Origin of the sequence: Acinetobacter sp. 1542444 (assembly GCF_000581835.1) — a bacterium.
Lineage (GTDB): Bacteria > Pseudomonadota > Gammaproteobacteria > Pseudomonadales > Moraxellaceae > Acinetobacter > Acinetobacter pittii.
This window is the reverse complement of the sequence record NZ_JEYA01000001.1, coordinates 430,956-456,836: the sequence shown is the minus strand read 5'-3', so window position 1 is coordinate 456,836 and position 25,881 is coordinate 430,956. Positions and strand designations below refer to the sequence as shown.

Below are 25,881 nucleotides of genomic sequence, written 5' to 3'. Positions count from 1 at the left end.
CTATTCACCCATCACCCAACACGACGATGTTCTGCTATAGACGAGGAACGTTTATAGAACAATGAGGCATGAAATAAAGTCGATTGCTGTTCTAGTTCAGCAATATAATCTTGTACTAATCTTTGGAAATAGCGATAAGCAACTAAAGCAGGAATCGCAATTAACATTCCCACAGCTGTAGTAATAAGCGCCTTAGAAATACCCGGAATCATTAAACTGGGACTACCTGCCGATCCAAAATCAATCACAAGGAATGACTCAATAATCCCGACTACTGTACCAAGCAGCCCTAATAAAGGCGCCACAGCACTCAAAGTCCCCAAGAAATTAATATTTTTCTCTAAATAAGAAATTTCTTGAGAAGCGGCTACTTCCATTTGTGCACGTGCAAATTGCTCACCATGCTCACGATGATCAAAACCTGCTTTTAAAATGTGAGCCAATGCGCTGTTTTGCACTTCTACATTTTGTTCCAAATTTTCCACAATATCTTCAGTTCTTAACGAACTATCATCAATTAATGCTTTGGGTAGAACTTGTGAACGTCTTAACCGAACAAAACGTTCAATGCTGATCGCAACAGTTAAAATTGAGCATAGAATTAAAGGCAGCATCAACCAGCCACCCGCTCTCACAAGTTCCCACATATCTTCTTCCCCAAGAATATAAAATTAGAAATATATGACCCGAATGTAAATTAATCAGGCAAACAAATATTTAAAATGCCATCTAACTCATCTAAGGTATGGTAATGAATAACAAGCTTACCCTTACCTTTTTGATTATGATCAATTTTCACATTAGCGCCAAAACGCTCTGATAATTTTTGTGTCAATTGTTCAATATCAGGTGCTACAGGTGCTTTTTCCTTCTCCTGCTTCGGCTCACTTCTATCACGCACCAATTGCTCTGTTTGACGAACAGATAGTCCTTTTTCAATTACGATTTTAGCAACGTCTAATTGATCTTTACCCTTTAACGTCAAGATAGCTCGAGCATGCCCCATATCAAGCTGGCCTTGCTGCATGAAATCTTTAATTTCATCCGCCAAACTCAACAAACGAAGTAAATTACTTACTGTAGTACGTGCTTTCCCTACTGTGTCAGCAATTTCCTGATGGCTCAAACCGAATTCATCATGAAAACGCTGCAAGGCTATAGCCTGATCAATCGGATTTAAATCTTGACGCTGAATATTCTCAATAAGCGCCAGTGCAATAGCAACCTGATCATTTAAATCACGAACAATTGCAGGAATTTCAGTTAAACCCGCAAGTTGCGCTGCACGCCAGCGTCGTTCACCAGCAATAATTTCGTATGGATGTGCTTCATCATCAACTGGACGAATTACAATAGGTTGCATCACTCCATGTTTTTCAATAGAAGATGCTAGTTCTTGCAAATCATGCTCATGAATAAAGCGACGTGGTTGATATTCACCACGTTTCAATAAATTTACATCAATTTGTTTCAACTGTCCGTGGTCAAGTGCCTGTGCTTCTAGCTGTAATTTTTCTTTTTGAATTGAACCAAGTAATGCATCTAAACCACGTCCTTTAGCCAATCCGCGTTTTTTGATGCTCATACTTTACTTCCTTTCTTCACTTTACTTTTCTTCAACATCTCAGCTGCAAGATTTAAGTATGCAACTGCACCTTTAGAACTTTTCTCAAAATAGATAACAGGCAAACCATGCGCCGGCGCTTCTGCTAAGCGAACATTACGTGGAACGACAGTATCATAAAGTTTTTTTCCGAAATACTGTTCTAACTCAGCAGATACATCACGTGTTAAAGCATTTCGTGCATCGTACATTGTACGTAATACGCCAATAATCTCTAAATCAGGATTTAATGCCTTTTGAATACGATCTATAGTCTGGGTTAAATCAGCTAAACCTTCTAGCGCATAATATTCGCATTGCATTGGAATGATTACACTATCTACAGCTGCTAAAGCATTGACAGTAATCAAACTCAAGCTTGGCGCACAATCCACAATGATAAAATCAAATGAGTTTCGGATTTCATTCAAAGCATTTTTTAGAATGAATTCACGGCCCTCTTGTTCTGCAATAGCAAGCTCAACACCGGAAAGTTCACGATTAGACCCTAAAACTTTATATCCGACTTCTGCTTTTTGAATGGCCGTTTCAATTGGTACTTCACCAAGTAGAACATCCGTAATGGAATACAAAAGATCGTTCTTTTGAATACCAGACCCCATCGTAGCATTACCTTGTGAATCCATATCTACAAGTAATACACGTTTCTTTAATACAGCTAGAGACGCTGCAAGATTTACTGCAGTCGTTGTTTTACCAACACCACCCTTTTGGTTTGCAATCGCAATAATTTGAGCCATGGTAACCCTAATACTTTTTATTTAAATACGTTGAAGTAAAAGTAAATGACGTTGTTCATCAAGTCTTGGTACGCGCAGCTCAATCACTTTACATGAAAAGTCCTGCTTAAGTTGCTCAATTTCCTCAACTGGCACAACTCCTTTCATTGCTGCAATTATACTGCTTTGATGCAAGTATGGCTGAGCTGCATCCACAAAATCCGTTAAAGAAGCAAAAGCGCGACTTGTAATCACATCAAACTGACCAAGCTCATCAATTGTATCTTGATTTTCAACACGTGTTTGCACGGCTACTACGTTTTTTAACTTAAGGTCAGCAATAAACTGTTTCAAAAAACGAATTTTCTTACCATTTGAATCAAGTAATACACATGAGCGTTCCGGCTGACATAAAGCAATGATCATGCCCGGCATACCACCACCTGTACCTACATCAAGCAAACGGCCTGTTGGCAAATCTTTCAAAATACTTAGGCTATCTAACAAATGCTTCACTAACATTTCTTTCGGATCACGAATCGCTGTTAGATTATAAGCTTTGTTCCAAAGTACCAAAGCATCTTGATACTTCAACAATAATGTCAAAGCTTCATCGCTAAGCGATAAACCTAATTTTTGACTACCCTGTTGTAACTCTTGAAAAAACGGATGCATAAACAGATAACATCTAAGTAAAATTTAAAACAAAGTATACCCATTTATGCATCGTGGAACACTAGTTAACGATTAGGGATTACACACTTAATCGTAGAAGCCTTCACGAATTTGCAAATCTAGCTCCATTAAACGCTCAGGCGTTCCCACATCTACCCATGCACCTTTAAGCTTTTCACCAGATATTTTCTGATTATGCATCGCTTGCTTCAATAGTGGAGCTAAAGGACGCTTACCCGCTTCCAATCCGTCAAAAAGTTTAGGATGAATAACAGATAGACCACTAAAAGTGAGGTTTTCGCCCGTCACATCTTGATCGAATGTAAAAGCGCGCCCATCCAATAATGTAAAGTCGCCTTCAGGATGCTGTTTAGGATTATCAACCAACACAAGATGTGCCAAATCATCATTTAGCTTAATATGGCGCAGACCTTCAAAATCCATTGTGGTCCATACATCCCCATTCACCAGAATAAAAGGATCTGTTCCAAGCAGTGGCAAAGCATTAATAATTCCACCAGCTGTTTCTAGCCCTTCATCCTCTCGTGTCCAACGGATATCCACACCAAATTGAGAGCCATCACCTAAACTACTGATGAGCTTGTCGGCCAACCATGCAGAATTGATGACTATTTCAGTCACACCAATTTTCTTAAGTTTTTCAATATGCCACACAATCAGGGGCTTACCGCCCACCTCGAGCAAAGGCTTTGGTGTATATAGCGTAAGTGGACGCATACGATTGCCCAAGCCAGCAGCAAGAATCATTGCTTTCATTATGCTGCTACCTCATAGCTACCATATTTCTCGATAAATTTAGGCATCACGATATTATTTATAAATGCCATAAACTCTTCAAGTTCAGCGTAACCACGACTTTCTTCGAGCAAATACCACATGACACGTGGTAAATCCTTCAAATAACCCGACTTCCCATCACGTTCAAACAAGCGAACAAAAATACCTAGAATTTTAATATGGCGTTGAATCGCCATTAAATCTGCATCACGTTTAAATTGATCAAAGCTACGGTTCCGTTTAGTCGACGCTGGTAACAGGTCATAAAACACTTTAAACCATTGATAAACACGATCAGCGTTCCATTGAACATATGCATCACGAGTAATCGAAATTAGATCATATGTATCAGCGCCAATAACAGCATCTTGGAAGTCGATTACCCCTAATTCTTGCTCATCGGTAATTTTCATCAAATTTCGACTATGAAAATCTCGATGTACAATAACTTGCGGTTGGGCTAATGCAGCGTGAGCCAAGAAGTCAAATGCATTATCAATCGTTTTTTTCTGTTCAGCAGTCGGCTGAATAGAAAGCGACGGCAACATCCAGTCTGTGAGTAGCTGCATTTCCGACATTAATTTTTCGTAAGAATAAGCTGGGAACTGATTAGTCCCGTCAATAGATTGCAATTGAATAAGTTGTTTAAAACTTTGTTCGTAGTATTTATCAACAGTTTCATTAGTTAATAATGTCGACAAAAGCACATCACCAAAGTCTTCTAACAATAGAAAACCTTGAGCCAGATCTTTCGCGACGATCTGAGGCACACGTACGCCATGGCTCGCAAAAAACTCGTCAATGGTCACAAACGGAACACAGTCTTCTTTTTCTGGAGGGGCATCCATGAGCATATACGTTTTATTTTGTAACTCGATACGCGCATAACGGCGGAAGCTTGCATCACCTGCTAAAAAAGCGATCTTAAATTGATCATTTTCAAGAACAGATGTAAGCCATGTATATATCAATTGTTCACGTTGTGTATTCATTTGCAATAAAATCTAAAACAAGCTGAGATTTTTGAAGGGTTAAGTGTAGCCACTTATAAACTTTTTCTCTATGATGCGACAATAATTAATTGTGAATTAGCATACTTGGTTAATGAGACAATGAAGCATCAGTTTAAATTTAATCCTTTAGCGACAGCTATTTTTACGCTCTTATGTGGCTCCATACAATCAAGTTATGCTGAGTCAACTGATGTTGTCTCCAATATAGACAATAATCAACTTAAAGCGAGCATCAAGGAAGCTTACCCAGGTCAAGAATTCTTTCAGCAATATTATGTTGATAAATCTGCACCTGAAGCCCAGCTTCGTGACAATAAATATTTAAGCTCGGCATTTTGCCAAGGCACATGGGTTACACCGATTAACCCTGAGACCAAAGCTTTAGACGCCGACAAAGCGACTTCTGTCGTTACGGCTAACTACGGACATTACAATCCAGCGGGTGATTCTGTTTTAGAAGGTGATGTCGTTATTGATCAAGAAGGACGCACAGTTCGTGCTGACAAAGTAACGATTGATAAGACCCAAACCTTTGCGCATGCACAAGGTCGAGTACAGTTAGCTCAAGGCGGGTTACTTTCACAGAGTGATGAAATTAATTACAACCTAAAAACCCAAACCGGGAATTTAGACAATAGTTTTTATATTTCTGAACAGCAACATGCCCATGGTCATGCAGGAAAAATCGAAAGAACCTCACCAAACGTTATGGTTCTTAATGATGCAACCTATACGACTTGCCCACCAGGCCAAAAACCTGGTTGGAAAATCCAAGCCAATAAAATTGAGTTAAATCAGGAAACTGGACGCGGCGTAACTCGTGGAACAAAATTATATGTTAAGGACGTTCCTGTTCTAGCTGTTCCCTATTTTAACTTCCCGATTGACGACCGCCGTACTACAGGTATTCTCAACCCACAATTTGGTTTCTCAAATGATGGTGGTGTTGAGCTTTCTGTTCCGGTTTATTTAAATCTTGCACCTAACTACGATCTGACACTTACTCCGCGATATTTAGCAGACCGTGGTGCAATGCTAAAAGGTGAATTTAGATATTTAACTGATGGCTTTGGTGCTGGGGAAATGTGGGGTGGCATCTTGCCATCTGACAAAGGTTATGATGACAAAGATCGTAAAGATTTCCATTTTTTACATAATTGGGATATCAACGATCAGTGGTCTACTAACCTCGAATATAACTATGCATCAGATAAAGATTACTTCTCTGACTTAGATAGCAGTCCTAACTCTAAAACAGATCTTAACTTACGTAGGGCTTGGGAACTTAATTATCAACATGGTATTCCGGGTTTAAAAGCACAGCTTAAGGTCGAAGATTTCCAGACACTTGATCCTGAAGTTGCAGATGCAGATAAACCATACGCGCGTTTACCACAATTCTTATTAAATTACGTCACTGGTAATCCACTAGGACTACAATACGAATTTAATAACGACACTGCTTACTTTAAGAAATCAATTAATGATGATTCTGCTCAAGAAAGTAGTGGTACACGTATTTATAACCAGTTCGCAACGCGTTATAACTACCGTACACCGGCAGCTTTTGTGATTCCTGAAGTCTCTGTACGTTCTATTCAAACGTTTTATGATAAGGACAGTATCGCATCTCAAAATCTAGATGGTGGTTCCGAAAACAAATCAGTCGTTGTACCTCAATTCACGTTAGACACTGGACTGAACTTTGAACGTGATGGTAAGTACTTACAAACACTTACACCACGTGCTTTCTATGCATATGCGCCATACAAAAATCAAGATGGTTATCCTAACTTTGACTCAACTACTGCGTCAGTAAGTTATGATCAATTATTTAACCCTTACCGTTTTTATGGTCATGACCGCCTAGAAGACAATAACTTTTTATCCTTGGGTGTAAGTTATAGCCTCTTTGACACAGTAGGCTTAGAACGTTTACGGGCAAGTGTAGGTCAAAGTTACTATTTCGAAGACCGTCGTGTCACCTTACAACGACAACAAGATGAAATTGATACTGAACGCAACACAGGTCCTGTTGTGAGCCTATCAAGCCAGCTTAACCAAAACTTTACCATTGCTGCCAACTCAGCTTGGATGTCGAATGGTGACAATGCTCAACGTGACTTCCAACTTTACTACACAGGTGATAAAGGAAATCTATATAACCTAGGCTATTTCTATCGTAAAGATATTCCTGGTCGTCAAGATACTTATGACCAAGTTGTTGCATCGTTTATACAACCAATTAAAGACAATTGGCGTATTATGGGCCACGTACAATATGACATGGACAATGATGTTGCCCGTGAACTCTTGTTAGGAGTTAACTATGAGTCATGTTGCTGGGGTATTTCTGTCTATGGCCGTTCATACTATAACGATCTAGACGATCCAAAATCTCCAGATGTTAGTGAAAAGCGCGCGATCATGGCCGAAATTACACTAAAAGGTTTAGGTGGTTTAAACAATAAACTCGCGTCTTTACTTGAAAATCGCGTTTTAGGTTTTAACAAAATTAATCAATCTTGGACACAACGTTAATGAAGACAAAGCATCTTAAACAGTTTTTTAAAGCAACTACACTTGCTGCCCTAATCTCTTCATCAATGCATAGTTTTGCCCAACCCGCTGATGAAGTTGTGGCAATTGTGGACAATAGCGTAATTTTAAAAAGCGATCTTCAACAAGGTATGGCTGAAGCAGCTCATGAACTTCAAGCTCAAAAAAAAGAAGTGCCACCTCAGCAATACTTGCAGTTTCAAGTATTAGATCAACTCATCTTGCGTGAGGCACAACTTGAACAAGTTAAAAAATATGGCATCAAACCTGATGAAAAAAGCTTAAATGAAGCAGTCTTAAAAGTAGCAAGTCAATCTGGAAGTAAAAGTTTAGAAGCTTTCCAGCAAAAATTGGATGCTATGGCACCAGGAACTTATGAAAGTTTACGTGGCCGAATCGCTGAGGATTTAGCGATTAGTCGTTTGCGCCAACAACAAGTGATGTCTCGTATTAAAATTAGTGATCAAGATGTAGAAAACTTCTTAAAATCACCTCAGGGACAAGCTGCGTTAGGTAATCAAGCACATGTAATTCATATGCGCATTTCTGGTGACAATGCACAAGAAGTTCAATCTGTAGCTCAAGAAGTGCGTTCAAAGCTTGCTCAAAGTAATGATATAAATGCTTTGAAAAAACTTTCAACTGCAAATGTAAAAGTTGAAGGTGCTGATATGGGTTTCCGCCCACTGTCTGATATTCCTGCTGAACTTGCGGCTCGTATTACACCATTACAAGATGGGCAAACGACTGACTTAGTTTCAGTACGTGATGGTGTACATGTTTTAAAGCTTCTTGAACGCAAACAAAATGAGCAAAAAGCTTTAGTCCCTCAATTTCAACCCCGCCACATTCTCATTCAACCATCTGAAGTAGTCACTCTTGAGAATGCTAAGCAAATTATTGATAACATCTATAAACGCTTAAAAGCTGGTCAAGATTTTGCAACACTTGCAGCAACCTATTCAAATGACACAGGCTCAGCACGTGATGGTGGAAGTTTGGGTTGGGTAACACCTGGAATGATGGTTCCTGAATTTGATAAAAAAATGCAGGAAATTCCTGTAGGTGAAATTAGCGAACCTTTCCAAACTCAATTCGGCTGGCATATCTTACAAGTAACAGATAAACGTGAAAAAGATATGACGCATGAATATCAAGAGCGTATGGCACGTCAAATTTTAGGTGAACGTCAATTCAACACTGAGATTGATAGCTGGTTACGTGAAGTACGTGCAAATGCATATGTAGAAATCAAAGATCCAAGTCTAGACAAAAAGAACTTACAAAAGTAAGTCTTTTTCTCTTCATCAAAACCTGTGTTTATCACAGGTTTTTTTATGTATGAAATGTATGTAATAAAAAACCGGTTATATAAATAACCGGTTTCTATAAATTAAACCCTAACGGGAATTATTTATAGCGATCAACCATTTTCTCTAAAGAAATCGGGCGAATCTTGTCAGCATTTCCAGCTGTACCAAACGCTTCATAACGATCAATACAAATTTGCTTCATTGAATCTACAGTTTTAGCAAAGTATTTACGTGGATCGAATTCAGCTGGATTTTCAGCCATAAACTGACGAATTGCACCAGTAGATGCTAAACGTAAGTCTGTATCGATATTGATCTTACGCACACCATGTTTAATTGCTTCTACAAGCTGCTCAACAGGTACACCATAAGTCTCTTTAATATCACCGCCAAACTCATTGATTACTTTCAACCACTCTTGCGGCACAGAACTTGAACCATGCATAACAAGATGAGTATTTGGTAATGCCGCATGAATTTCTTTAATGCGGTCAATTGCCAAGATATCACCTGTAGGTGGACGAGTGAACTTGTAAGCACCATGTGAAGTACCTACAGCAATCGCCAATGCATCTACATTAGTATCGGCAACAAACTGAGTCGCTTCTTCAACAGAAGTAAGAAGTTGTGAGTGGTCAAGTACCCCTTCAGCGCCAACCCCGTCTTCTTCGCCAGCCATACCAGTTTCAAGGCTACCTAAACAGCCAATCTCACCTTCGACAGAAACACCACATGCATGTGCTAAAGCAACAACATTACGAGTTACATCAACGTTGTATTCGTAAGAAGTAGGTGTTTTACCATCTGTACCTAATGAACCGTCCATCATCACTGAGCTAAAGCCAAGCTGAATTGAACGCTGACAGATATCAGGGCTTGTTCCATGGTCTTGATGCATTACCACTGGAATATGTGGCCATTCTTCAATTGCAGCCAAAATAAGATGGCGTAAGAATGGAGCGCCTGCATATTTGCGAGCTCCAGCTGATGCTTGAACAATTACAGGTGAATTGGTTGCATCCGCGGCAAGCATAATTGCACGCATTTGTTCTAAGTTATTTACGTTAAATGCTGGTACGCCGTAGTTATGTTCAGCAGCGTGATCCAAGAGCTGGCGCATTGAAATGAGTGCCATAATATCCTCCCAGGTAGTGCGGCTTATTCTACCCTGTCATTTATTTCAATTCAGCAACAAATCACAGTATTTCAAAAAAAATCCCTGCATTTGCAGGGATTTTTTAACAAAAAACAACAAATTAATGTGTTTCTGAAGCAGCAGCCTCACTTGGCGCACTACCTTCAACCACATCTTTATTCTTTTCATCTAGAACTGGCTTATCAATCGCATCAATTGCTGCTTGTTGCTCAGGCGTTACTTTTTCAGAAACAGCAGTAGATGCAGCTGATTCTTGCCCCGCTTGAGATGCTTCATCTTTCTTAGCACAAGCAGTCAACATCATCGGTACAATTAACATAGCAGCAAATGTAAGCTTTAAATTCATCACTATTTTCCACAGTTGGTGATTTAATACTCGACATTTTATTGCAAATATATGACAGTTTAATGACTTATCAATGAAAAAGGGATTGGTTACCCAATCCCTTCTTATTTCTATATAACAGTATTAAGCACGTTCAAGCAAAACAGCAACTGCTGGCAATGTTTTTCCTTCAACAAACTCAAGGAATGCACCACCACCTGTAGAAATATAACCAATTTGGTCAGCTACGTTATATTTATCAATCGCAGCTAATGTATCTCCACCACCAGCAATCGAGAATCCTTCAGATTGAGCAACAGCAAGAGAAAGCGCTTTGGTACCTTCACCAAATTGATCTACTTCAAATACGCCTACTGGACCATTCCAAAGGATCGTTTTTGATGTTGTTAAAATATCAGCAAATGCTTTAGCTGCTTCTGGACCAACGTCTAAAATCATATCATTTGCAGTCACATCTTCTACTTTCTTCACAACAGCTTGAGCTGCTGCTAAAGAACCTAAGAAATCTTCAAAATTAATTTGCGATGCATCAGCAACTACAACATCTGTAGGAAGTGGAACACTTACTTTAGCAGCAATTTGTTTAGCAGTTTCAACCAAGTCAGCTTCATATAATGATTTACCAACGTTAAAGCCAGCAGCTGCTAAGAATGTATTTGCAATACCGCCACCAACGATCAGTTGATCACAGATACTAGAAAGTGAGTTTAAAACATCGAGTTTAGTTGAAACTTTAGAACCAGCAACAATTGCAACCATTGGTTTTTCAGGAGTTTGCATTGCACGGCCTAGTGCATCTAACTCAGCAGCCAACAAAGGACCAGCAGCAGCAACTGGAGCAAAACGAGCTACACCTTCAGTAGATGCTTCTGCACGATGAGCAGTACCAAATGCATCCATAACAAATACATCACATAATGCAGCATATTTTTGAGCGAGCTCTGGATTATTTTTCTTTTCGCCATGGTTAAAGCGTACATTTTCAAGCAATACAACTTGACCAGCTTCAACCTCAACGCCTTCTAAATAATCAGTTAATAATTTAACTTCTTGACCTAATACTTCTGTTAAATAAGCAGCGACTGGTGCAAGTGATTGTTCTGGCTTTGGTTCACCTTCAACAGGACGACCTAGATGTGAACATACCATCACTGCTGCGCCTTTATCTAAAGCAGCTTTAATAGTTGGTAATGCTGCACGTAAGCGAGCATCGCTAGTAATCACACCATTTTTGACAGGAACGTTTAAATCTTCACGAATAAGGACACGTTTGCCTGTTAAGTTAAGGTCAGTCATACGCTGAAAATTCATGTAAAGCTCTCTTTATGATTTTAAAAACGCGCCAATTTTAAATGATTACATCAAAAAAGGTTAGTTTTTTTGCATAAAAGCTGTAGAAAGCCACAGTTTTGATTATGATAGAGGTAGTTATTTGATATTTCACCCATTATGTCTATTCATCCAGATCCACAAATCAATCGCTTAAATGTTTTAGGGGAACCTTTAGCAAGTTGTTGCTTTGACCCTATTACAGGCTATTTTAGAAATGGTTTCTGCCACACTGCAGTAACAGACCTTGGTCAACACACCGTATGTGCACAAATGACCTCTGATTTCTTAAATTTTTCTCAGAAAATTGGTAATGATCTTATTACTCCTTTACCAGAAGTAGGCTTCCCTGGCTTAAAACCGGGTGATTTCTGGTGTATCTGCGTAACTCGCTGGGTAGAGGCTTATCAAGCTGGTGAAGCGCCTCCTATTAAAATACATGCATGTCATCAAGCTGTATTAAGCTATGTACCTTTAGATGTATTAATGGAATTTGCAGTGTAATGGTTCAGCCACAAATTATTTTGGCATCTAGTAGTCAAACTCGCAAAGACTTAATGGACCGTCTTGGAATTAATTATATTTGTATTAGTCCCGATATTGATGAAAGTCCTCGCGATGAAACCCATGCCGATGAACTTGCAAAAAGGCTCGCTTTCACAAAAGCTCAGGTGATTGCTGAACAGAACCCATCAGCCATCGTTATTGGTTCAGATCAAGTTGCTTGGCGAGAACATGCTCCGCATGACTTTATTGGCAAACCGATGACTAGTGAAAATGCTAAAGCACAACTAGCCGAAAATTCTGGTCGAACTGTTTTTTTTAGTACAGCGCTTAGCGTGCAATGGCTCGATAGAAACTTTGAACAAACGCTCGTTGAACATTATCAAGTTAAATTTCGAAACCTGAATCAAGCTGAAATTGAACGATACGTTTTATTAGATCAGCCACTACATTGCGCTGGCAGCTTTAAGTGTGAAAGTTTAGGAATTAGCTTGTTTGAAAAAATGATAGGCCAAGACCAGACCACACTTATGGGTCTTCCTATGATTCAACTTTGCCATATTTTAAGGCAACTTGATTTACAAATTCCTTAATTCTAGATATTTTATAAATAGGTTATTTCCATGACAGAACCTTTAACAGTTTTAGGCGGTATTACTGCCGAGCAATTTTTAGCAGAGTATTGGCAGAAAAAACCTTTACTGGTGCGTAACGGATTGCCAGAAATTATAGGCCTTTTACAACCTCAGGATGTGCAAGAACTTGCCTTGGAAGAACATGCAAGTGCCAGACTGATTCGCCAAAAAGATAAAAATCCAAATGAATGGCACGTAAAGTCTTCACCTTTAACCAAAGGTGATTTTCAAAAGCTACCAAAATTATGGTCAATTTTAGTACAGGCAGTAGATCACTACTCTTTTGATCTTTCTGAACTTTGGAAAAAATTTCCTTTTATTCCTCAATGGCGCCGCGACGATATTATGGTGTCTTATGCACCTAAGGGTGGTTCAGTTGGGAAACATTTCGATTTTTATGATGTGTTTTTAGTTCAGGGTCATGGTCATCGTCGCTGGCAGCTAGGTCAAATGTGCGATGCAAATACTGCATTTGTACCCAATCAACCATTAAAACTTTTGCCAGAAATAGATGTGCAATTTGATGAGGTTTTAGCACCAGGCGATTTACTCTATGTTCCACCTGGAATGGCACATTATGGGGTTGCCGAAGATGACTGCCTAACTTTCTCATTTGGCTTTCGCATGCCAAACGTTGCAGGAATGATGGAACGTATTAGCGATCAATTTTCAGCTAATACTTTACTTCAAAATCCTGTTGTAGATATCGCACGCAAACAAATGAGTCAAATGGGTGAAATTAGCTCAACTGAACTAAGTTATCTAAAAGAATTAGTTTTAGCTCAGTTGCAAGACTCTACAGCCCTTGATGCAGCAATCATGTCATATATGAGCGAACCTAAATATCCAGATAATATTCCAGAACCTGATGAGATCGAAGCCGATGATCTTCAAGAGATCTTACATGAAGGTTATGAAGTTCTATTAGAACCTGCCTCTCGCCTACTTTATACAGAAAGTGGTGGAATTCTAAACTTCTGGGGAAATGGCGAAGCGCTATGTATAGCTGAAACTTTCGCACCAAAATTAAAAGCTATTGCTGATGGAGAAAGCTTAGCTTTCGATAGCGAATTTAATGAGCTTGAAATCCTTGAAAATGTTGCTTACTTACTCAATGAATCTATTTTGATGCTTTTACCACCTTCAGAGTAAGAAACTTAATAAAAGTGGACTTTTCAAAGCAACGGGAAGTCCACTTTTAAATTAGCCGACAAATTCAAAAATAGATTTGTTTTTTTGTTTATTAATTTTCCTTTTTAAATTTTAAAATCGACTTATCGCAAAAATATTGGAGTTAAAAGATTTTGAAAAAGGAAGTATGATTATTTAAATATATAGCCTAAAACTCTTTGCCATTCCCCTAAAAGTAAAACTTCAGCGTTTAAAAAAATAATATCTTTTTTCTATCAATAACAAACAATACCTTGTAAAATTAAATTATCTAGATTCTCATTGATAAAGATCACCGTTCAAGCTAATAGCAATTCATTTGTGAGAGGCTAAAATATGTCGAAAAAAGATGACATTATTAACACCGCATTAAGACTTTTTAACTCGTATAGCTATAATTCTATAGGTGTAGATCGCATCATTAATGAATCTGGCGTTGCAAAAATGACTTTCTATAAGCATTTTCCATCAAAAGAAAAATTAATTGAAGAGTGTCTACTTCTTCGAAATACGCTTCTACAAAACTCTCTTACTTCTGCCTTATCAAAACATGATGAGTTAGATCCTCTTGCGAGAATTAAAGCAGTATTTTTATGGTATTCCGACTGGTTTAATAGTGAAGATTTTAATGGCTGCATGTTTCAAAAAGCCTTGGAAGAGGTTTTAAAACAATATCCTTCAACACATCAACCTGCCACTTTGTATAAAGCTTGGTTGACCCAACTCATGCAAAATCTTCTTAACCAGTATGATGTAAAAGAGCCAGTTCCCCTATCTTTACTACTCGTTAATATTTTGGAAGGTATGACCATACAGGCTCAAGTCGAACATGGTTCAATAAAAATTAATGATTACTGGACTCGAGTAGAAAAATTAATCGATTTCGAAAGAGCAGCATAAAAATAAAGCGTGATATTCTTCTTCTTATATTTAATGATTCTTCTTATGTATCACGCTGCGTCTGAAAGTCATTTTGGTTCACAATTAGACGTTTTTTTCGACCTTACTGAACCAAAATATACAGACCTGTCTGTACAAAACAGATTATATATTTAAAAAATAAAAACTCAATCCTTTTTTATGATTTGTCTCAAGATAAATTAGATTTAACTATTTATTAGAAGCAAATTGGAATTGTTTTAGATTGACTTCGTTTCACTTATACTTAACAATTACACTTATAACACAAAGCAACATTTTAGACACAAAAGAAATACAAATAGTTGTTTTTAATTAGAAAGACTACTTATTTATCAATTCCTCTTATATTGCTTTTCAACAAAAACAATTGGATTGATTAGTTTTGCTACATTCATTTTCATAAGATCAATCTATACTATGCCCGCTATATTGATATAGGTATAAAGTATGAAAGATGGACTCCAAATCGAAGAAATGAAAAATGCGGCTGATTCAGTCGTTGGAATTCTTAAATCTTTGGCTAATACAGATCGTTTATTAATTTTATGTCACTTAGCTTATGAGGAGTTAAATGTTTCTCAAATTGAAGAGAAGACCCAAATTACCCAGCCCACTCTTTCACAACAACTTATGATGCTACGCAAAAGTGATGTTGTATCAACCCGTCGTGATGGCAAGCAAATTTTTTATTCAATTAAGGATGACAATATGCATTCAATTTTAAATACGCTTCATCAGCTGTACTGTGCAAGTAAATAATATTTTTTAAATTATAAATTTATAATAATAGTAGTAACTTCCTGAAATATGCGATTTTTCAGCTTGAAAGCTTAGAGTCCAATCCAAGCACAAAGTTTTGAAAATTCGCGTAGCTTTTCTAAAAAGCTCAACCATATTTAACTTTTTGCCCCTATATTGTCTTTAGCCTATTCCATGCTTTCACAGCTTTTTGATATACCTAGTTTTTTAATGAGCAATTAACAAGCAAAACCACCAACTATAAAATTTAAAATATTAAATTAAGACCAATAAAAACAAATATTTAATATTACCATCAAGTATAAATACTTATAGGTGCTATAAAAAAGCTTAAGATTCACATCACTTAAGTATAAAATACTCCGCTTGTTCAACCTTTAGCCATGATTAGGTTAATAAGGCCTTTATATGCTTGCATTCTTTTCTCGATTAAGCTTAGTCACTAAGATTATTATCGCCATTATTCTAGGGATAGGCGTTGCATTACTATTTCCGAACGTTACGCCTTACTTAAGTTTATTTGGTGAGCTTTTCATTAAAGCCTTAAAGTCGGTTGCCCCTATTTTAGTTTTTGTATTGGTGCTTTCTTCTATTGCCAACTTCCAAGTGGGTCATAGCGCCAATTTACGCCCTATTATGATTCTATATGTGGCAGGTATGTTGCTTGCAGCTTTCACAGCTGTGATTGTCAGTCTTTCTTTTCCAAGCACATTATTCCTCAATACAGTTTCACATAATGACTTACAAGCGCCTGGTAGTCTCGCAGATATATTAAAAAACTTGCTCTTAAGCTTTATTGCAAACCCTGTTCAAGCAATTAGTGAAGCCAACTTTATTGGTATTTTAGCTTGGGCAATTGGCCTAGGTTTAGCTATGCGTCATAGTTCAGACACCACAAAACAAGTGATGCAGGATGTTTCACATGCTGTAAGTGCTATTATTCATAAAGTAATTGCTTTTGCACCAGTCGGTATTTTCGGATTAGTTGCAGTGACTTTTGCCGATGCCGGCCTTGCAACACTTGAAAGCTATGCACAATTATTAGTGGTATTGTTAGGTACCATGTTCTTTGTTGCTTTGGTTATCAACCCTATTCTTGTTGCCCTTACTATACGTGGAAATCCATACCCTCTCGTATTTAAGTGTCTAAAAGAAAGTGGTATTACAGCTTTCTTTACTCGAAGCTCAGCAGCCAACATCCCAGTTAACTTAGATTTGGCAGAGCGTTTAGGTGTTAACCCATCTACAGCTAGTGTATCTATTCCTTTAGGCGCAACAGTAAATATGGCAGGGGCGGCAGTAACCATTACTGTGCTTACATTAGCAACTGTCCATACGCTTGGAATTCATGTTGACTTTGCGACAATGGTTATTTTATCAGTTGTTGCTACTGTTTCAGCTTGTGGTGCTTCTGGTGTTGCAGGTGGTTCTTTACTACTCATTCCAGTCGCTTGTAGTCTATTTGGTATTTCAACAGAAATTGCTATGCAAGTTGTAGCGGTTGGTATGATTATCAGTGTATTGCAAGACTCTACAGAAACAGCCCTTAACTCATCTACAGATGTATTATTTACCGCAGCTGTAGATATTCGCTCTAAGCAAGCGTCTTAAACAAAATGCCATTTCAACGTCTACCAAACTGGTTCCAACTTGGAGCCTTTTTGCTGGCATTTAATGCCGGAATGATTAATGTCTTAGGGTTAATTACTCTTTTGCATCAATCTATTTCACATATGACTGGCAACGTTAGTATGCTGGCTATGAGTTTGGTAGAGTGGCAACCAGAACATATCATTTTTTTACTTCTGGTGATTATTTGTTATGTTTGCGGTTCATTTTATAGTGGTTTTATTTTAGGTAGTAGTCATTTTCGACTAGGTCGTCGTTATGGCTTACCTTTGAGCCTTGTTGCCTTATTCATTTTCCTTTGCTGGCTATTGCTTCCTTATTTTCCACGCTATGGATTATTATGGGCTTGTACGGCAATGGGGTTACAAAATGCGATGGTAAGCCACTACAAAGGAACAATTATTCGCACTACCCATCTATCTGGTGTGCTGACTGATATTGGTTTAGCACTTGGGTATAAAGCCAGAGGCTTAATTGTAGAAAATCGCCGTATTGTTTTACATTTACTTATTCTTGCTGGCTTCCTGCTGGGTGGAATTCTTGCCGCCTCAGTACATCCATATTTGAAACTACAATCATTTTTATTGCCAGCAATTTTAAGCTTAGCCTTAAGTATTTCTTACTGGATAGTTTATCTCTATAGTGCTTCAACTTCACAAAAGGACTAAGACATGGTTAAAAATGCCTTACAAGCACAGCTATTAAAAGCTGGTTTAGTTGATAATAAAAAAGCAAAAAAATTAACAAAGCAAGCTCATCACGAACAACGTCTTGGACTAAGTAATGAGGCTGAAATCAGAGCAAATATTGAAAAAGCTCAACAAGAAAAGTTAGCTAAAGATCAGGCCTTAAATTTAGAAAAACAGAAACAGCTTGAAGAAAAAGCACTTAAAGCATCAATCATCCAGATGATTAAGCAGCACAAGATTACTGATTTTGCTGGAGATGTGGCTTATCAATTTATTGATGAAAATAAAATCAAAAAAGTGTATCTATCTCAGCAAGTTTATAATGCACTTGTTGCAGGTAGCCTAGTTATTGCTAAAGATCAAGATCAATACGCCTATCTTCCAAAAGCTTTAGGTGAAAAAATTGATCAAAAAATGCAAGGCTTCATTTTGATTAATAATGCTGAGAAAAACGAACAAGCTACTGATGAGGAAGATCCATATGCAGCATATGTTATTCCAGATGACTTAATGTGGTAATACAATACTTAGGCCTTTATGATATAGATCTAAAGGCCTTTTCTAATACGTGTAGCTGTAATAATTTAACAGATGTTCAAAATACTAATAAAAAATACTTAAAGAATAAATTCCTTCACCCTTTATCTATTAATCTCGATATAATGAATAATATTTTTTAGTCCTCGCGACGTTCTTGAAGATTTCTTCGAGTCTCCATTTTTACGTCATGTATTAATTTAAGACGTACAACATTATCAGTTCATGTGTATTTGCATATATTCACAAGATCGAAACCCTAAGTGATATTGATCTAACTGACTTTTTGCAAATTAAATTGCAAAGATTTAATTAAGTGGCTTCTGTCTCAAAGGTAGTAATTCATGCTGAAGTGGTTTGAAAAACTTGTAGATCCCTACCCAACTAAAGGTTTAGATGAACCTTTACCGACTCGTTTTTTTCCATTTGTATGGCAAGCTACGGAAGGCCTACGCCCTTACTTATTCTTACTTATTCTTTTTACAGCAGGTGCTGCAAGCTTTGAAGCCTTACTTTTTTCAAAGATTGGACAACTCGTAGACTGGTTAAGTAAAAGTCATCCTGAAAGCTTTTTAAGTCAGCATGCTACTGATTTACTCATTTTGATTGCGGTCTTATTTACCAATATCTTTTTTGTAAATATTCAATCTATTATCAAACATCAAATTTTATATAGTACCTTCCCAATGCGTTTGCGCTGGCGTTTCCATAATCTTTTATTGAAACAAAGCTTGGACTTTTTCCATAATGACTTTGCAGGACGACTTTCTGCCAAAGTTATGCAAACAGCACTAGCAATCCGCGAGTTCTGGATTATTTTGGGTGACATGTTGGCCTACGTCAGCATTTACTTCATTACAGTCAGCATTGTTCTTGGCGCAATTTCACCAATTTTACTTATCCCACTTTTAGTTTGGTTAAGTCTTTTCTTATTAAGCGCATGGTTCTTCATCCCCCGCTTAAGTAAAGTTTCCCAGCAACAAGCCGATGCTAGAGCGATCATGACGGGCCGCGTAACAGATGCATACACCAATATCCAAACAGTAAAACTATTTGCCCATGCTGGGCGCGAAAGCCAATACGCAAAAGCATCTATGAAAGAGTTTATGACCACAGTCTATGCCCAAATGCGTTTAGGCACTCTCTTTGAAGTCAGCATTAATATGTTGTCTGCTGTTTTGTTTGTAGGCGTAATTGGTACTTCTGTTTGGCTATGGACTCAAGGTTTAGCAGCATTAGGTGTAATTGCAGCAACTACTGCAATGATTTTAAAACTTAATAGTATGGCTGAATTTATGATGTGGCATATGTCAGCCTTATTTGAAAATGTTGGAACCATTCAAGATGGTATGCAAACATTAGGTAAAAAAATCAATCTTCAAGACAAACCAGATGCGAAACCACTTGCAGTGACCAAAGGTGAGATTGTATTTAAAGATGTAAGCTTTGCTTATAACAATAAAAATGTGATTGATCACTTCAACTTGCATATTAGAGCAGGCGAAAAAATAGGAATTGTGGGCCGTTCTGGCGCAGGAAAGTCGACACTGATTCAGTTGCTTTTACATTTTTACCATCTTAAGCAAGGTGCTATTTTAATTGATGGCCAAAACATCGAAGATGTAACTCAAGATAGTTTAAGAGCTAATATTGCTTTAGTTACTCAAGATACGTCTTTATTGCATCGCTCAGTTGCAGAAAATATTAAATATGGTCGCCCTGATGCATCTGATGCAGACATGGAGAATGCTGTAAATAAAGCCAAAGCTGCTGAATTTATTCCGCAATTAGTTGATTTAAAAGGACGTAGTGGTTATAACGCTCAAGTAGGTGAACGTGGTGTTAAACTTTCTGGTGGTCAAAGACAGCGTATTGCCATTGCACGTGTATTCTTAAAAGATGCTCCTATTCTTATTTTAGATGAAGCAACTAGTGCATTAGACTCGGAAGTTGAAGCAGCAATTCAGTCAAGTTTAAATGACCTAATGGTTGATAAAACCGTTATTGCAATTGCACACCGTTTATCTACTATTGCACAAATGGACCGTTTAATCGTTCTTGATGAAGGTCGAATTGCTGAGCAAGGAACTCATGAAGAGTTAATTGCGCAAAATGGTATATACGCACAGTTATGGAAACGTCAAACAGGCGGTTTCCTAATTGAACAAAAAGTATTACAGGGTCAAGATTAATGCTTTATTTAGAAGATTTGAAAATTGGTGATCGTTTCATTAGCCGTGAATATGAAATTACCTTAGATGAAATCAAAAAATTCGCAAGCTCCTATGACCCTCAACCCTTCCATATAGATGAAGAACAAGCTAAGCACGATCCAATTTTTCAAGGAATTGCTGCTAGCGGTTGGCATACTTCTGCAATTACTATGCGGTTATGGACGGAGTGTATGCCGATTCATGGCGGCCTAATTGGTTCAGAGTCTAGCTTACGGTGGCCACGCCCTACTCGACCAGGTGATAAAATTCATGTGGAAGCAGAAATTTCAGCAATCACACCATCCAAAACAAAATTAGATCGTGGTATTGTAAGTTACGTTACGCAAGCCTTAAATCAAAATGGCGACGTATTACTTATTTCAACAACAAAAATTGTTGTCTTTAAAAAGAATGTTTAAAACATGGTTAATATGATTGTCTAACAGTTTTTATAAACTCAGATTATATTTCATGACAAGATGTGTAAGAAATGCATGTGACAAATTGATGAGAGCAATGGAACGCATATGAAAATTACCTCAGCTCGTCAAGATCAAGGTATTCCGGGTGTCTATGGCTTATTGCTATTAGATGTTGTTTCACGTTGGGGATATAACGATGAAACATTATTTGCTCCATTTCATCTTACTAGTGAGCAACTGGCCGATCCTGATTATCGTATTTCTACACCTGTAGCAAACGAACTGGTTAAACACGCGCTTAATTTAACTGGTGAAACTACGTTGGGTTACCACCTTGGTACTCAAATGCGTATTTCGATTCATGGCTTCATTGGCTATGCAATTATGACAGCCAAAGATATTACAGAAGCAATTGCTCTTGCAGCACGCTTTATTCAACTACGTCTACCTTTTTTACAACTCTATTTTTCAACGTTTGGGCCAAAAGCTACCCTACAATTACAGTGCGACATCGAACTTGAACCTCTACGGACAGAAATCGTTTTAGGTTTGACCATTGGTATCATGAGTATGGCTAAAGCGATTACGGGTATCGAAGATTTAGCTGGTGATGTAGATTTGGACTTTCCTGAACCAGAAGGCTTTGAAAAGTATAGAAATAAACTAAGCAGCACAATTCGCTTCAACCAGCCACATCTGATTTCAAGTTTTGATAAAAAATACTTAGGAATTAAATTAGTTAATGCTGATCCTATCGCAAGTCAGGTTGCTATTAATCAGTGCGAAGCCGAACTTTCCGCTTTAGGTGAGCGCCGTCGCTTAGCAATGCGAGTTCGTGATATTTTAAGTAATTCTGAACAACATTATTTAAGCATTGAAAATGTAGCTGAATGTCTACACATGTCAGACCGCACGCTAAAGCGCCAATTAGCCGCTGAAGGAACTTCATTTTCTACATTGGTTGATGAAGTACGCTATCGACATGCAACATCTCTACTTTCACGTACAGATTACAGTCTTGAACAAATTGCAGATGAACTTGGCTATTCAGACGTTGCAAATTTTAGCCGTGCTTTTAAACGCTGGAGTGGCCGTAGCCCAAGCAACTGGCGTAAAGACCCATACTTATAATGTTTAAAACTATTGGACACAAGCTTAAGGAGTTACCATGAATCATCCTTCTGAACTGAAGTATGCACGTACACATGAGTGGGTAAAGATTGAGGGTGATCTTGTTATTACAGGGATTACCGATCATGCACAAGATGAACTTGGCGATTTGGTTTACGTTGAAACTCCGGAAGTTGGGAGTAAAGTTACTGCTGGCGAACAAGCTGGTGTGGTTGAATCAGTAAAAACTGCTTCTGACATCCATGCTCCTGTTTCAGGCACTGTAGTAGAAGTAAATACTGACCTTGAAGATGATCCTGATTTTGTAAATGACGATCCATATGGAAAAGGCTGGATTTATAAAATCAAACCAGACAACATTGCAGATGTTGAAAAACTTTTAACAAATGCAGAATATGAAGCTGGCTTATAAAAGATAGCTATAGCTTTTCATATTTAATAAAAACCAGTTTAGTCTTAAACTGGTTTTTTCTTTATCTATTCAAAATCTATTCAAATTCAGTTTTACGAATCGGTGACTTCTATGACAAAGCTTGTTGTATTCTCTGGCGCTGGCATGAGTGCTGAAAGTGGAATTAGCACTTTTCGTGACAGTAATGGTCTATGGGAAAATTACGACATCCAACAAGTTGCCACACCTGAAGCATGGCAAAAGAACCCTGCTCTAGTTCAACGCTTTTATAATGAGCGACGTAAAAATATTTTAGAGGCTGAACCCAACGAAGCTCATCACTATATTGCCAAACTACAAGACTACTTTAACGTACAAGTGATTACTCAAAATATTGATGATTTACATGAACGGGCTGGAAGTTCTAACGTTTTACATTTGCATGGAAATATTCGTTTAGCGAAAAGCTCTGGCCCGAATGCACAATTTACAACACAGTTTTACCATATTAATGGCTGCAAGCTAGCTTTAGAACAAGACTTTTGCCCAGATGGCTATCCCCTGCGTCCACATGTAGTCTGGTTCGGTGAAGCTGTACCTGCCTATGAAGAAGCAATTCAATTAGTACAGAGTGCAGATATTTTTATTGTGATCGGCTCGACATTAAGCGTATATCCAGTTGCAGCTTTAGTTCATGAAATTTCAAATCAATGTAAAGCCTACTATATAGATCCAAATGCGGATCATCTGCGTGTTCCTCACCAATATGAGTTATTAAAGATGTCAGCAACTCAAGGAATGCATAAACTTTTTGAAAATTTAATAGGCTAATTGCTATTTTTAGACACTAAATAAGCCTAACTTGAATAAAAAAAATTATTAATTGAACAAAAAATTGTCGATTTTTTTAACTTTATTCTAAATTTCTATAAATTTTTTTTGACCAATAGTCTATTTATAACTCAATATCGATTTATTTTTTTAGAAAATGACATTTTTTTGCTGAAAAAATTTAAAAAAATAAATATTAAAAAATTATAAGTTAATGATTAATATTATAATTTTATATCCTTAAAATCAATTTATTTTAAGTTACACAAAGATACAAAAGTACAATATAAAATTAACAGTGCAAAAAAAATCTTTTGTGGTTGAATCTCAACCTCTTGGATGCCGTACAAGAAAACAGCGACCTGGATTAGGTTACAATCACGGATTATGGATATAAGGACACACATCCATTATGAGTTATTTTGATCCCACCCTCATCATGTTCATGGTGTACATCGTAGCAATGGTACTTATTGGCTTATTTGCCTACCGTGCTACAAGCGACTTCTCAGATTATATTCTCGGTGGTCGTAGTTTAGGCAGTTTCGTAACTGCATTATCCGCAGGCGCATCAGACATGAGCGGTTGGCTGCTCATGGGTTTACCAGGTGCAATTTATCTTTCTGGTTTATCTGAAGCGTGGATTGCAATTGGTCTCATTATCGGTGCTTGGCTTAACTGGCTACTGGTTGCTGGTCGATTACGCGTTCATACTGAAGTCCAAAATAATGCACTCACGTTGCCAGATTATTTTACAAGTCGTTTTGACGATCAGAAAAAAGTACTTCGTATTTTCTCTGCTGTTATCATCTTGGTTTTCTTTGCAATTTACTGTGCTTCAGGCATGGTAGCAGGCGCCCGCCTATTTGAAAATTTATTCGGGATGTCTTACAACACAGCTATTTGGCTCAGTGCTATCGCGACCATCAGTTATGTTTGTATTGGTGGATTCTTAGCAATTAGCTGGACCGATACGTTCCAAGCTGGCTTAATGATTTTTGCTCTGTTGTTAACACCAATTGTGACTTACCTTGCAATTGGCGATACGACTCATTTCGTTACGCTCATTGAAACTGCTCGCCCGCATGCGTTTAACATCATCTCAGATTTAAGTGTTGTGGCGGTTCTATCCTCCATGGCATGGGGCTTAGGTTACTTTGGCCAGCCACATATTCTTGTGCGTTTCATGGCTGCTGACTCTGTAAAATCAATTCCTGCTGCTCGTCGTATCGGCATGACTTGGATGATCTTGTGTTTAGTTGGTGCTGTCGGCGCTGGTTTCTTCGGTATTGCATACTTCCAGCAACATCCTGAATTAGCAGCAGTTGTAAGCAAAAACCCTGAAACTGTATTTATGGAATTGACTAAAATCTTATTCAATCCATGGATTGTAGGTATCATTCTGGCTGCGATTTTAGCTGCTGTGATGAGTACATTAAGCTGCCAGCTTTTGGTATGTTCGAGTGCATTAACAGAAGATTTATACAAAGGTTTCATTCGTAAGAATGCATCTCAGAAAGAGCTTGTATGGGTTGGGCGTGTTATGGTTCTTGCCATTGCTCTTCTCGCAATTTTTCTTGCAGGCAACCCTGATAGTAAGGTTCTTGGCCTTGTTGCTTATGCATGGGCTGGTTTCGGTGCTGCATTTGGTCCGCTTATCATCTTGTCACTATTCTGGAAACGTATGAATTTACAAGGTGCTTTAGCAGGTATGATCGTTGGTGCAGTTGTAGTGATTGGCTGGAAAAATCTTTTCGCAGACACTGGTGTTTACGAAATTATCCCAGGCTTTATTCTTGCATTTATCAGCATCATTGTAGTGAGTCTCTTAACTAAAGCGCCAAATACGACAGTAACTGGCCGCTTTGAAAAAGCAGATGAACTCTACAAAGAAAGCGTATAAGTTATTGAAATAAATCAAAGGGGCTTCGGCCCCTTTATTTATTTTTAGTTTTGATTTTAATTTTTGAAGTATCTTTTACAACTTGCATGACTGGATAACTACGAGTCTCTTTTACCCCTGGTAATTGCCACAGTACCTGCCCCGCAATTCGCCTAAACTCTTCCATGCTGCCACTTCGTAATTTAATAAAAAAATCAACCCCGCCACTCACCATATGGCATTCAACAATTTCAGGATAGTGAACAACAGCATCAATAAACTCATCTAAAACATTGGGTGTTGTCTTGTCTAATAGTACCTCTACGAATACTAAAAAATTTGCATTTAACTTAACCGGATTTAATTTAGCTTCATATCCTAAGATGAATTCATCTTTCGTTAATTTTTGAACTCGGGCCATCACTGCTGTTGGTGACAAGTTAACAAGTTCCGCCAATTTACTATTAGAAATTCTCCCATCTGTTTGAAGAATATCCAAAATTTTTAAATCAGTGCGGTCAAGGCTTAAAATTGGGCCATTCATCTGAATTTTCCTCTAAAAAATGGGCTAAATATAGTGAGTTATTCGGTGTTTCTTCTGTAATGATAAATTATCTAAACCTCTCTACTCAAGA

Annotated in this window: 26 protein-coding genes; 16 read left to right on the top strand and 10 right to left on the bottom strand. The window is 37.8% G+C overall.

Annotated features, from left to right (window positions below):
• Positions 1-11: 11 nt before the first annotated feature.
• From J580_RS06585 to J580_RS06560, 6 genes are all read right to left on the bottom strand, one after another.
• The gene (locus tag J580_RS06585; RefSeq protein ID WP_005069550.1) at positions 12-647 is read right to left on the bottom strand and encodes a MotA/TolQ/ExbB proton channel family protein; all 636 of its coding nucleotides are present in this window, start codon (positions 645-647) and stop codon (positions 12-14) included.
• A 50-nt stretch (positions 648-697) separates the two neighbouring features.
• On the bottom strand, positions 698-1,585 hold the full coding sequence (locus J580_RS06580; RefSeq protein ID WP_017399496.1) for a ParB/RepB/Spo0J family partition protein: 888 nt from the start codon (positions 1,583-1,585) through the stop codon (positions 698-700).
• Complete coding sequence (locus J580_RS06575) at positions 1,582-2,364, bottom strand: ParA family protein (RefSeq protein ID WP_002121458.1); 783 nt, start codon at positions 2,362-2,364, stop codon at positions 1,582-1,584. The genes J580_RS06580 and J580_RS06575 overlap by 4 nt, the downstream gene beginning before the upstream one ends.
• A 21-nt stretch (positions 2,365-2,385) precedes the next feature.
• Complete coding sequence (rsmG, locus tag J580_RS06570; protein ID WP_002121443.1) at positions 2,386-3,018, bottom strand: 16S rRNA (guanine(527)-N(7))-methyltransferase RsmG; 633 nt, start codon at positions 3,016-3,018, stop codon at positions 2,386-2,388.
• Between the two features lie 87 nt (positions 3,019-3,105).
• Positions 3,106-3,795: an N-acetylmuramate alpha-1-phosphate uridylyltransferase MurU gene (murU, locus tag J580_RS06565; RefSeq protein ID WP_002121402.1), complete on the bottom strand. Its 690-nt coding sequence runs from the start codon at positions 3,793-3,795 to the stop codon at positions 3,106-3,108.
• Positions 3,795-4,808, bottom strand: coding sequence for an aminoglycoside phosphotransferase family protein (locus tag J580_RS06560; RefSeq protein WP_032003519.1), 1,014 nt, complete (start codon positions 4,806-4,808; stop codon positions 3,795-3,797). Before J580_RS06560 ends, murU begins: the two co-directional genes overlap by 1 nt.
• Before the next feature lie 120 nt (positions 4,809-4,928).
• On the opposite strand from J580_RS06560, the gene J580_RS06555 reads away from it, so the two are divergent.
• Together J580_RS06555 and J580_RS06550 are read left to right on the top strand one after the other, a co-directional pair.
• Entirely contained in the window at positions 4,929-7,370 is a 2,442-nt protein-coding gene (locus J580_RS06555) for an LPS-assembly protein LptD (protein ID WP_017386818.1), read from the top strand.
• Entirely contained in the window at positions 7,370-8,680 is a 1,311-nt protein-coding gene (locus J580_RS06550; RefSeq protein ID WP_032003517.1) for a peptidylprolyl isomerase, read from the top strand. Before J580_RS06555 ends, J580_RS06550 begins: the two co-directional genes overlap by 1 nt.
• A gap of 118 nt (positions 8,681-8,798) precedes the next feature.
• Here the strand turns inward: J580_RS06550 and fba are convergent, their stop codons facing one another.
• The 3 genes from fba to J580_RS06535 all read right to left on the bottom strand — a co-directional run bounded on the left by fba (position 8,799) and on the right by J580_RS06535 (position 11,514).
• The gene (fba, locus tag J580_RS06545; protein ID WP_002121428.1) at positions 8,799-9,836 is read right to left on the bottom strand and encodes a class II fructose-bisphosphate aldolase; all 1,038 of its coding nucleotides are present in this window, start codon (positions 9,834-9,836) and stop codon (positions 8,799-8,801) included.
• 121 nt (positions 9,837-9,957) lie between these two features.
• Complete coding sequence (locus tag J580_RS06540; RefSeq protein WP_032003516.1) at positions 9,958-10,203, bottom strand: hypothetical protein; 246 nt, start codon at positions 10,201-10,203, stop codon at positions 9,958-9,960.
• A 123-nt stretch (positions 10,204-10,326) separates the two neighbouring features.
• Complete coding sequence (locus tag J580_RS06535; RefSeq protein WP_032003515.1) at positions 10,327-11,514, bottom strand: phosphoglycerate kinase; 1,188 nt, start codon at positions 11,512-11,514, stop codon at positions 10,327-10,329.
• Between the two features lie 138 nt (positions 11,515-11,652).
• On the opposite strand from J580_RS06535, the gene J580_RS06530 reads away from it, so the two are divergent.
• From J580_RS06530 to putP, 14 genes are all read left to right on the top strand, one after another.
• Entirely contained in the window at positions 11,653-12,036 is a 384-nt protein-coding gene (locus J580_RS06530) for a DUF2237 family protein (protein WP_002121396.1), read from the top strand.
• Positions 12,036-12,629 carry a Maf family protein gene (locus J580_RS06525; protein WP_032003513.1) on the top strand — a complete coding sequence of 198 codons (594 nt, stop codon included), beginning with the start codon at positions 12,036-12,038 and terminating at the stop codon, positions 12,627-12,629. Before J580_RS06530 ends, J580_RS06525 begins: the two co-directional genes overlap by 1 nt.
• A gap of 30 nt (positions 12,630-12,659) precedes the next feature.
• Positions 12,660-13,823, top strand: coding sequence for a cupin domain-containing protein (locus tag J580_RS06520; RefSeq protein ID WP_032003511.1), 1,164 nt, complete (start codon positions 12,660-12,662; stop codon positions 13,821-13,823).
• Between the two features lie 354 nt (positions 13,824-14,177).
• Entirely contained in the window at positions 14,178-14,741 is a 564-nt protein-coding gene (locus J580_RS06515; RefSeq protein ID WP_002121343.1) for a TetR/AcrR family transcriptional regulator, read from the top strand.
• Positions 14,742-15,209: 468 nt separating this feature from the next.
• Positions 15,210-15,521 (top strand): ArsR/SmtB family transcription factor, encoded by a 312-nt coding sequence (locus tag J580_RS06510; protein WP_002121379.1) that lies wholly within the window; start codon positions 15,210-15,212, stop codon positions 15,519-15,521.
• A 408-nt stretch (positions 15,522-15,929) separates the two neighbouring features.
• Positions 15,930-17,132 carry a serine/threonine transporter SstT gene (gene sstT, locus J580_RS06505; protein WP_017399485.1) on the top strand — a complete coding sequence of 401 codons (1,203 nt, stop codon included), beginning with the start codon at positions 15,930-15,932 and terminating at the stop codon, positions 17,130-17,132.
• A 5-nt stretch (positions 17,133-17,137) separates the two neighbouring features.
• Positions 17,138-17,818 (top strand): YoaK family protein, encoded by a 681-nt coding sequence (locus J580_RS06500; RefSeq protein ID WP_032003510.1) that lies wholly within the window; start codon positions 17,138-17,140, stop codon positions 17,816-17,818.
• A 3-nt stretch (positions 17,819-17,821) separates the two neighbouring features.
• A complete protein-coding gene (locus J580_RS06495) occupies positions 17,822-18,358 on the top strand; it encodes a DUF2058 domain-containing protein (RefSeq protein ID WP_017386814.1) in 537 nt (178 codons plus the stop codon).
• 362 nt (positions 18,359-18,720) lie between these two features.
• Complete coding sequence (locus J580_RS06490; protein ID WP_032003508.1) at positions 18,721-20,568, top strand: ABC transporter ATP-binding protein; 1,848 nt, start codon at positions 18,721-18,723, stop codon at positions 20,566-20,568.
• Positions 20,568-21,008 (top strand): MaoC family dehydratase, encoded by a 441-nt coding sequence (locus J580_RS06485; RefSeq protein ID WP_002121358.1) that lies wholly within the window; start codon positions 20,568-20,570, stop codon positions 21,006-21,008. Before J580_RS06490 ends, J580_RS06485 begins: the two co-directional genes overlap by 1 nt.
• 108 nt (positions 21,009-21,116) lie before the next feature.
• Positions 21,117-22,142, top strand: a complete 1,026-nt coding sequence (locus tag J580_RS06480) for an AraC family transcriptional regulator (protein ID WP_002121430.1) — start codon at positions 21,117-21,119, stop codon at positions 22,140-22,142.
• Between the two features lie 37 nt (positions 22,143-22,179).
• Entirely contained in the window at positions 22,180-22,554 is a 375-nt protein-coding gene (gene gcvH, locus J580_RS06475) for a glycine cleavage system protein GcvH (RefSeq protein WP_005069578.1), read from the top strand.
• Positions 22,555-22,656: 102 nt separating this feature from the next.
• A complete protein-coding gene (locus tag J580_RS06470; protein ID WP_081403548.1) occupies positions 22,657-23,364 on the top strand; it encodes an SIR2 family NAD-dependent protein deacylase in 708 nt (235 codons plus the stop codon).
• A gap of 412 nt (positions 23,365-23,776) precedes the next feature.
• Positions 23,777-25,267 (top strand): sodium/proline symporter PutP, encoded by a 1,491-nt coding sequence (gene putP, locus J580_RS06465; RefSeq protein ID WP_032003506.1) that lies wholly within the window; start codon positions 23,777-23,779, stop codon positions 25,265-25,267.
• A gap of 34 nt (positions 25,268-25,301) precedes the next feature.
• On the opposite strand, the gene J580_RS06460 is transcribed toward putP, so the two are convergent.
• Positions 25,302-25,790, bottom strand: coding sequence for an AsnC family transcriptional regulator (locus J580_RS06460; RefSeq protein ID WP_032003505.1), 489 nt, complete (start codon positions 25,788-25,790; stop codon positions 25,302-25,304).
• Between the last annotated feature and the right edge of the window lie 91 nt (positions 25,791-25,881).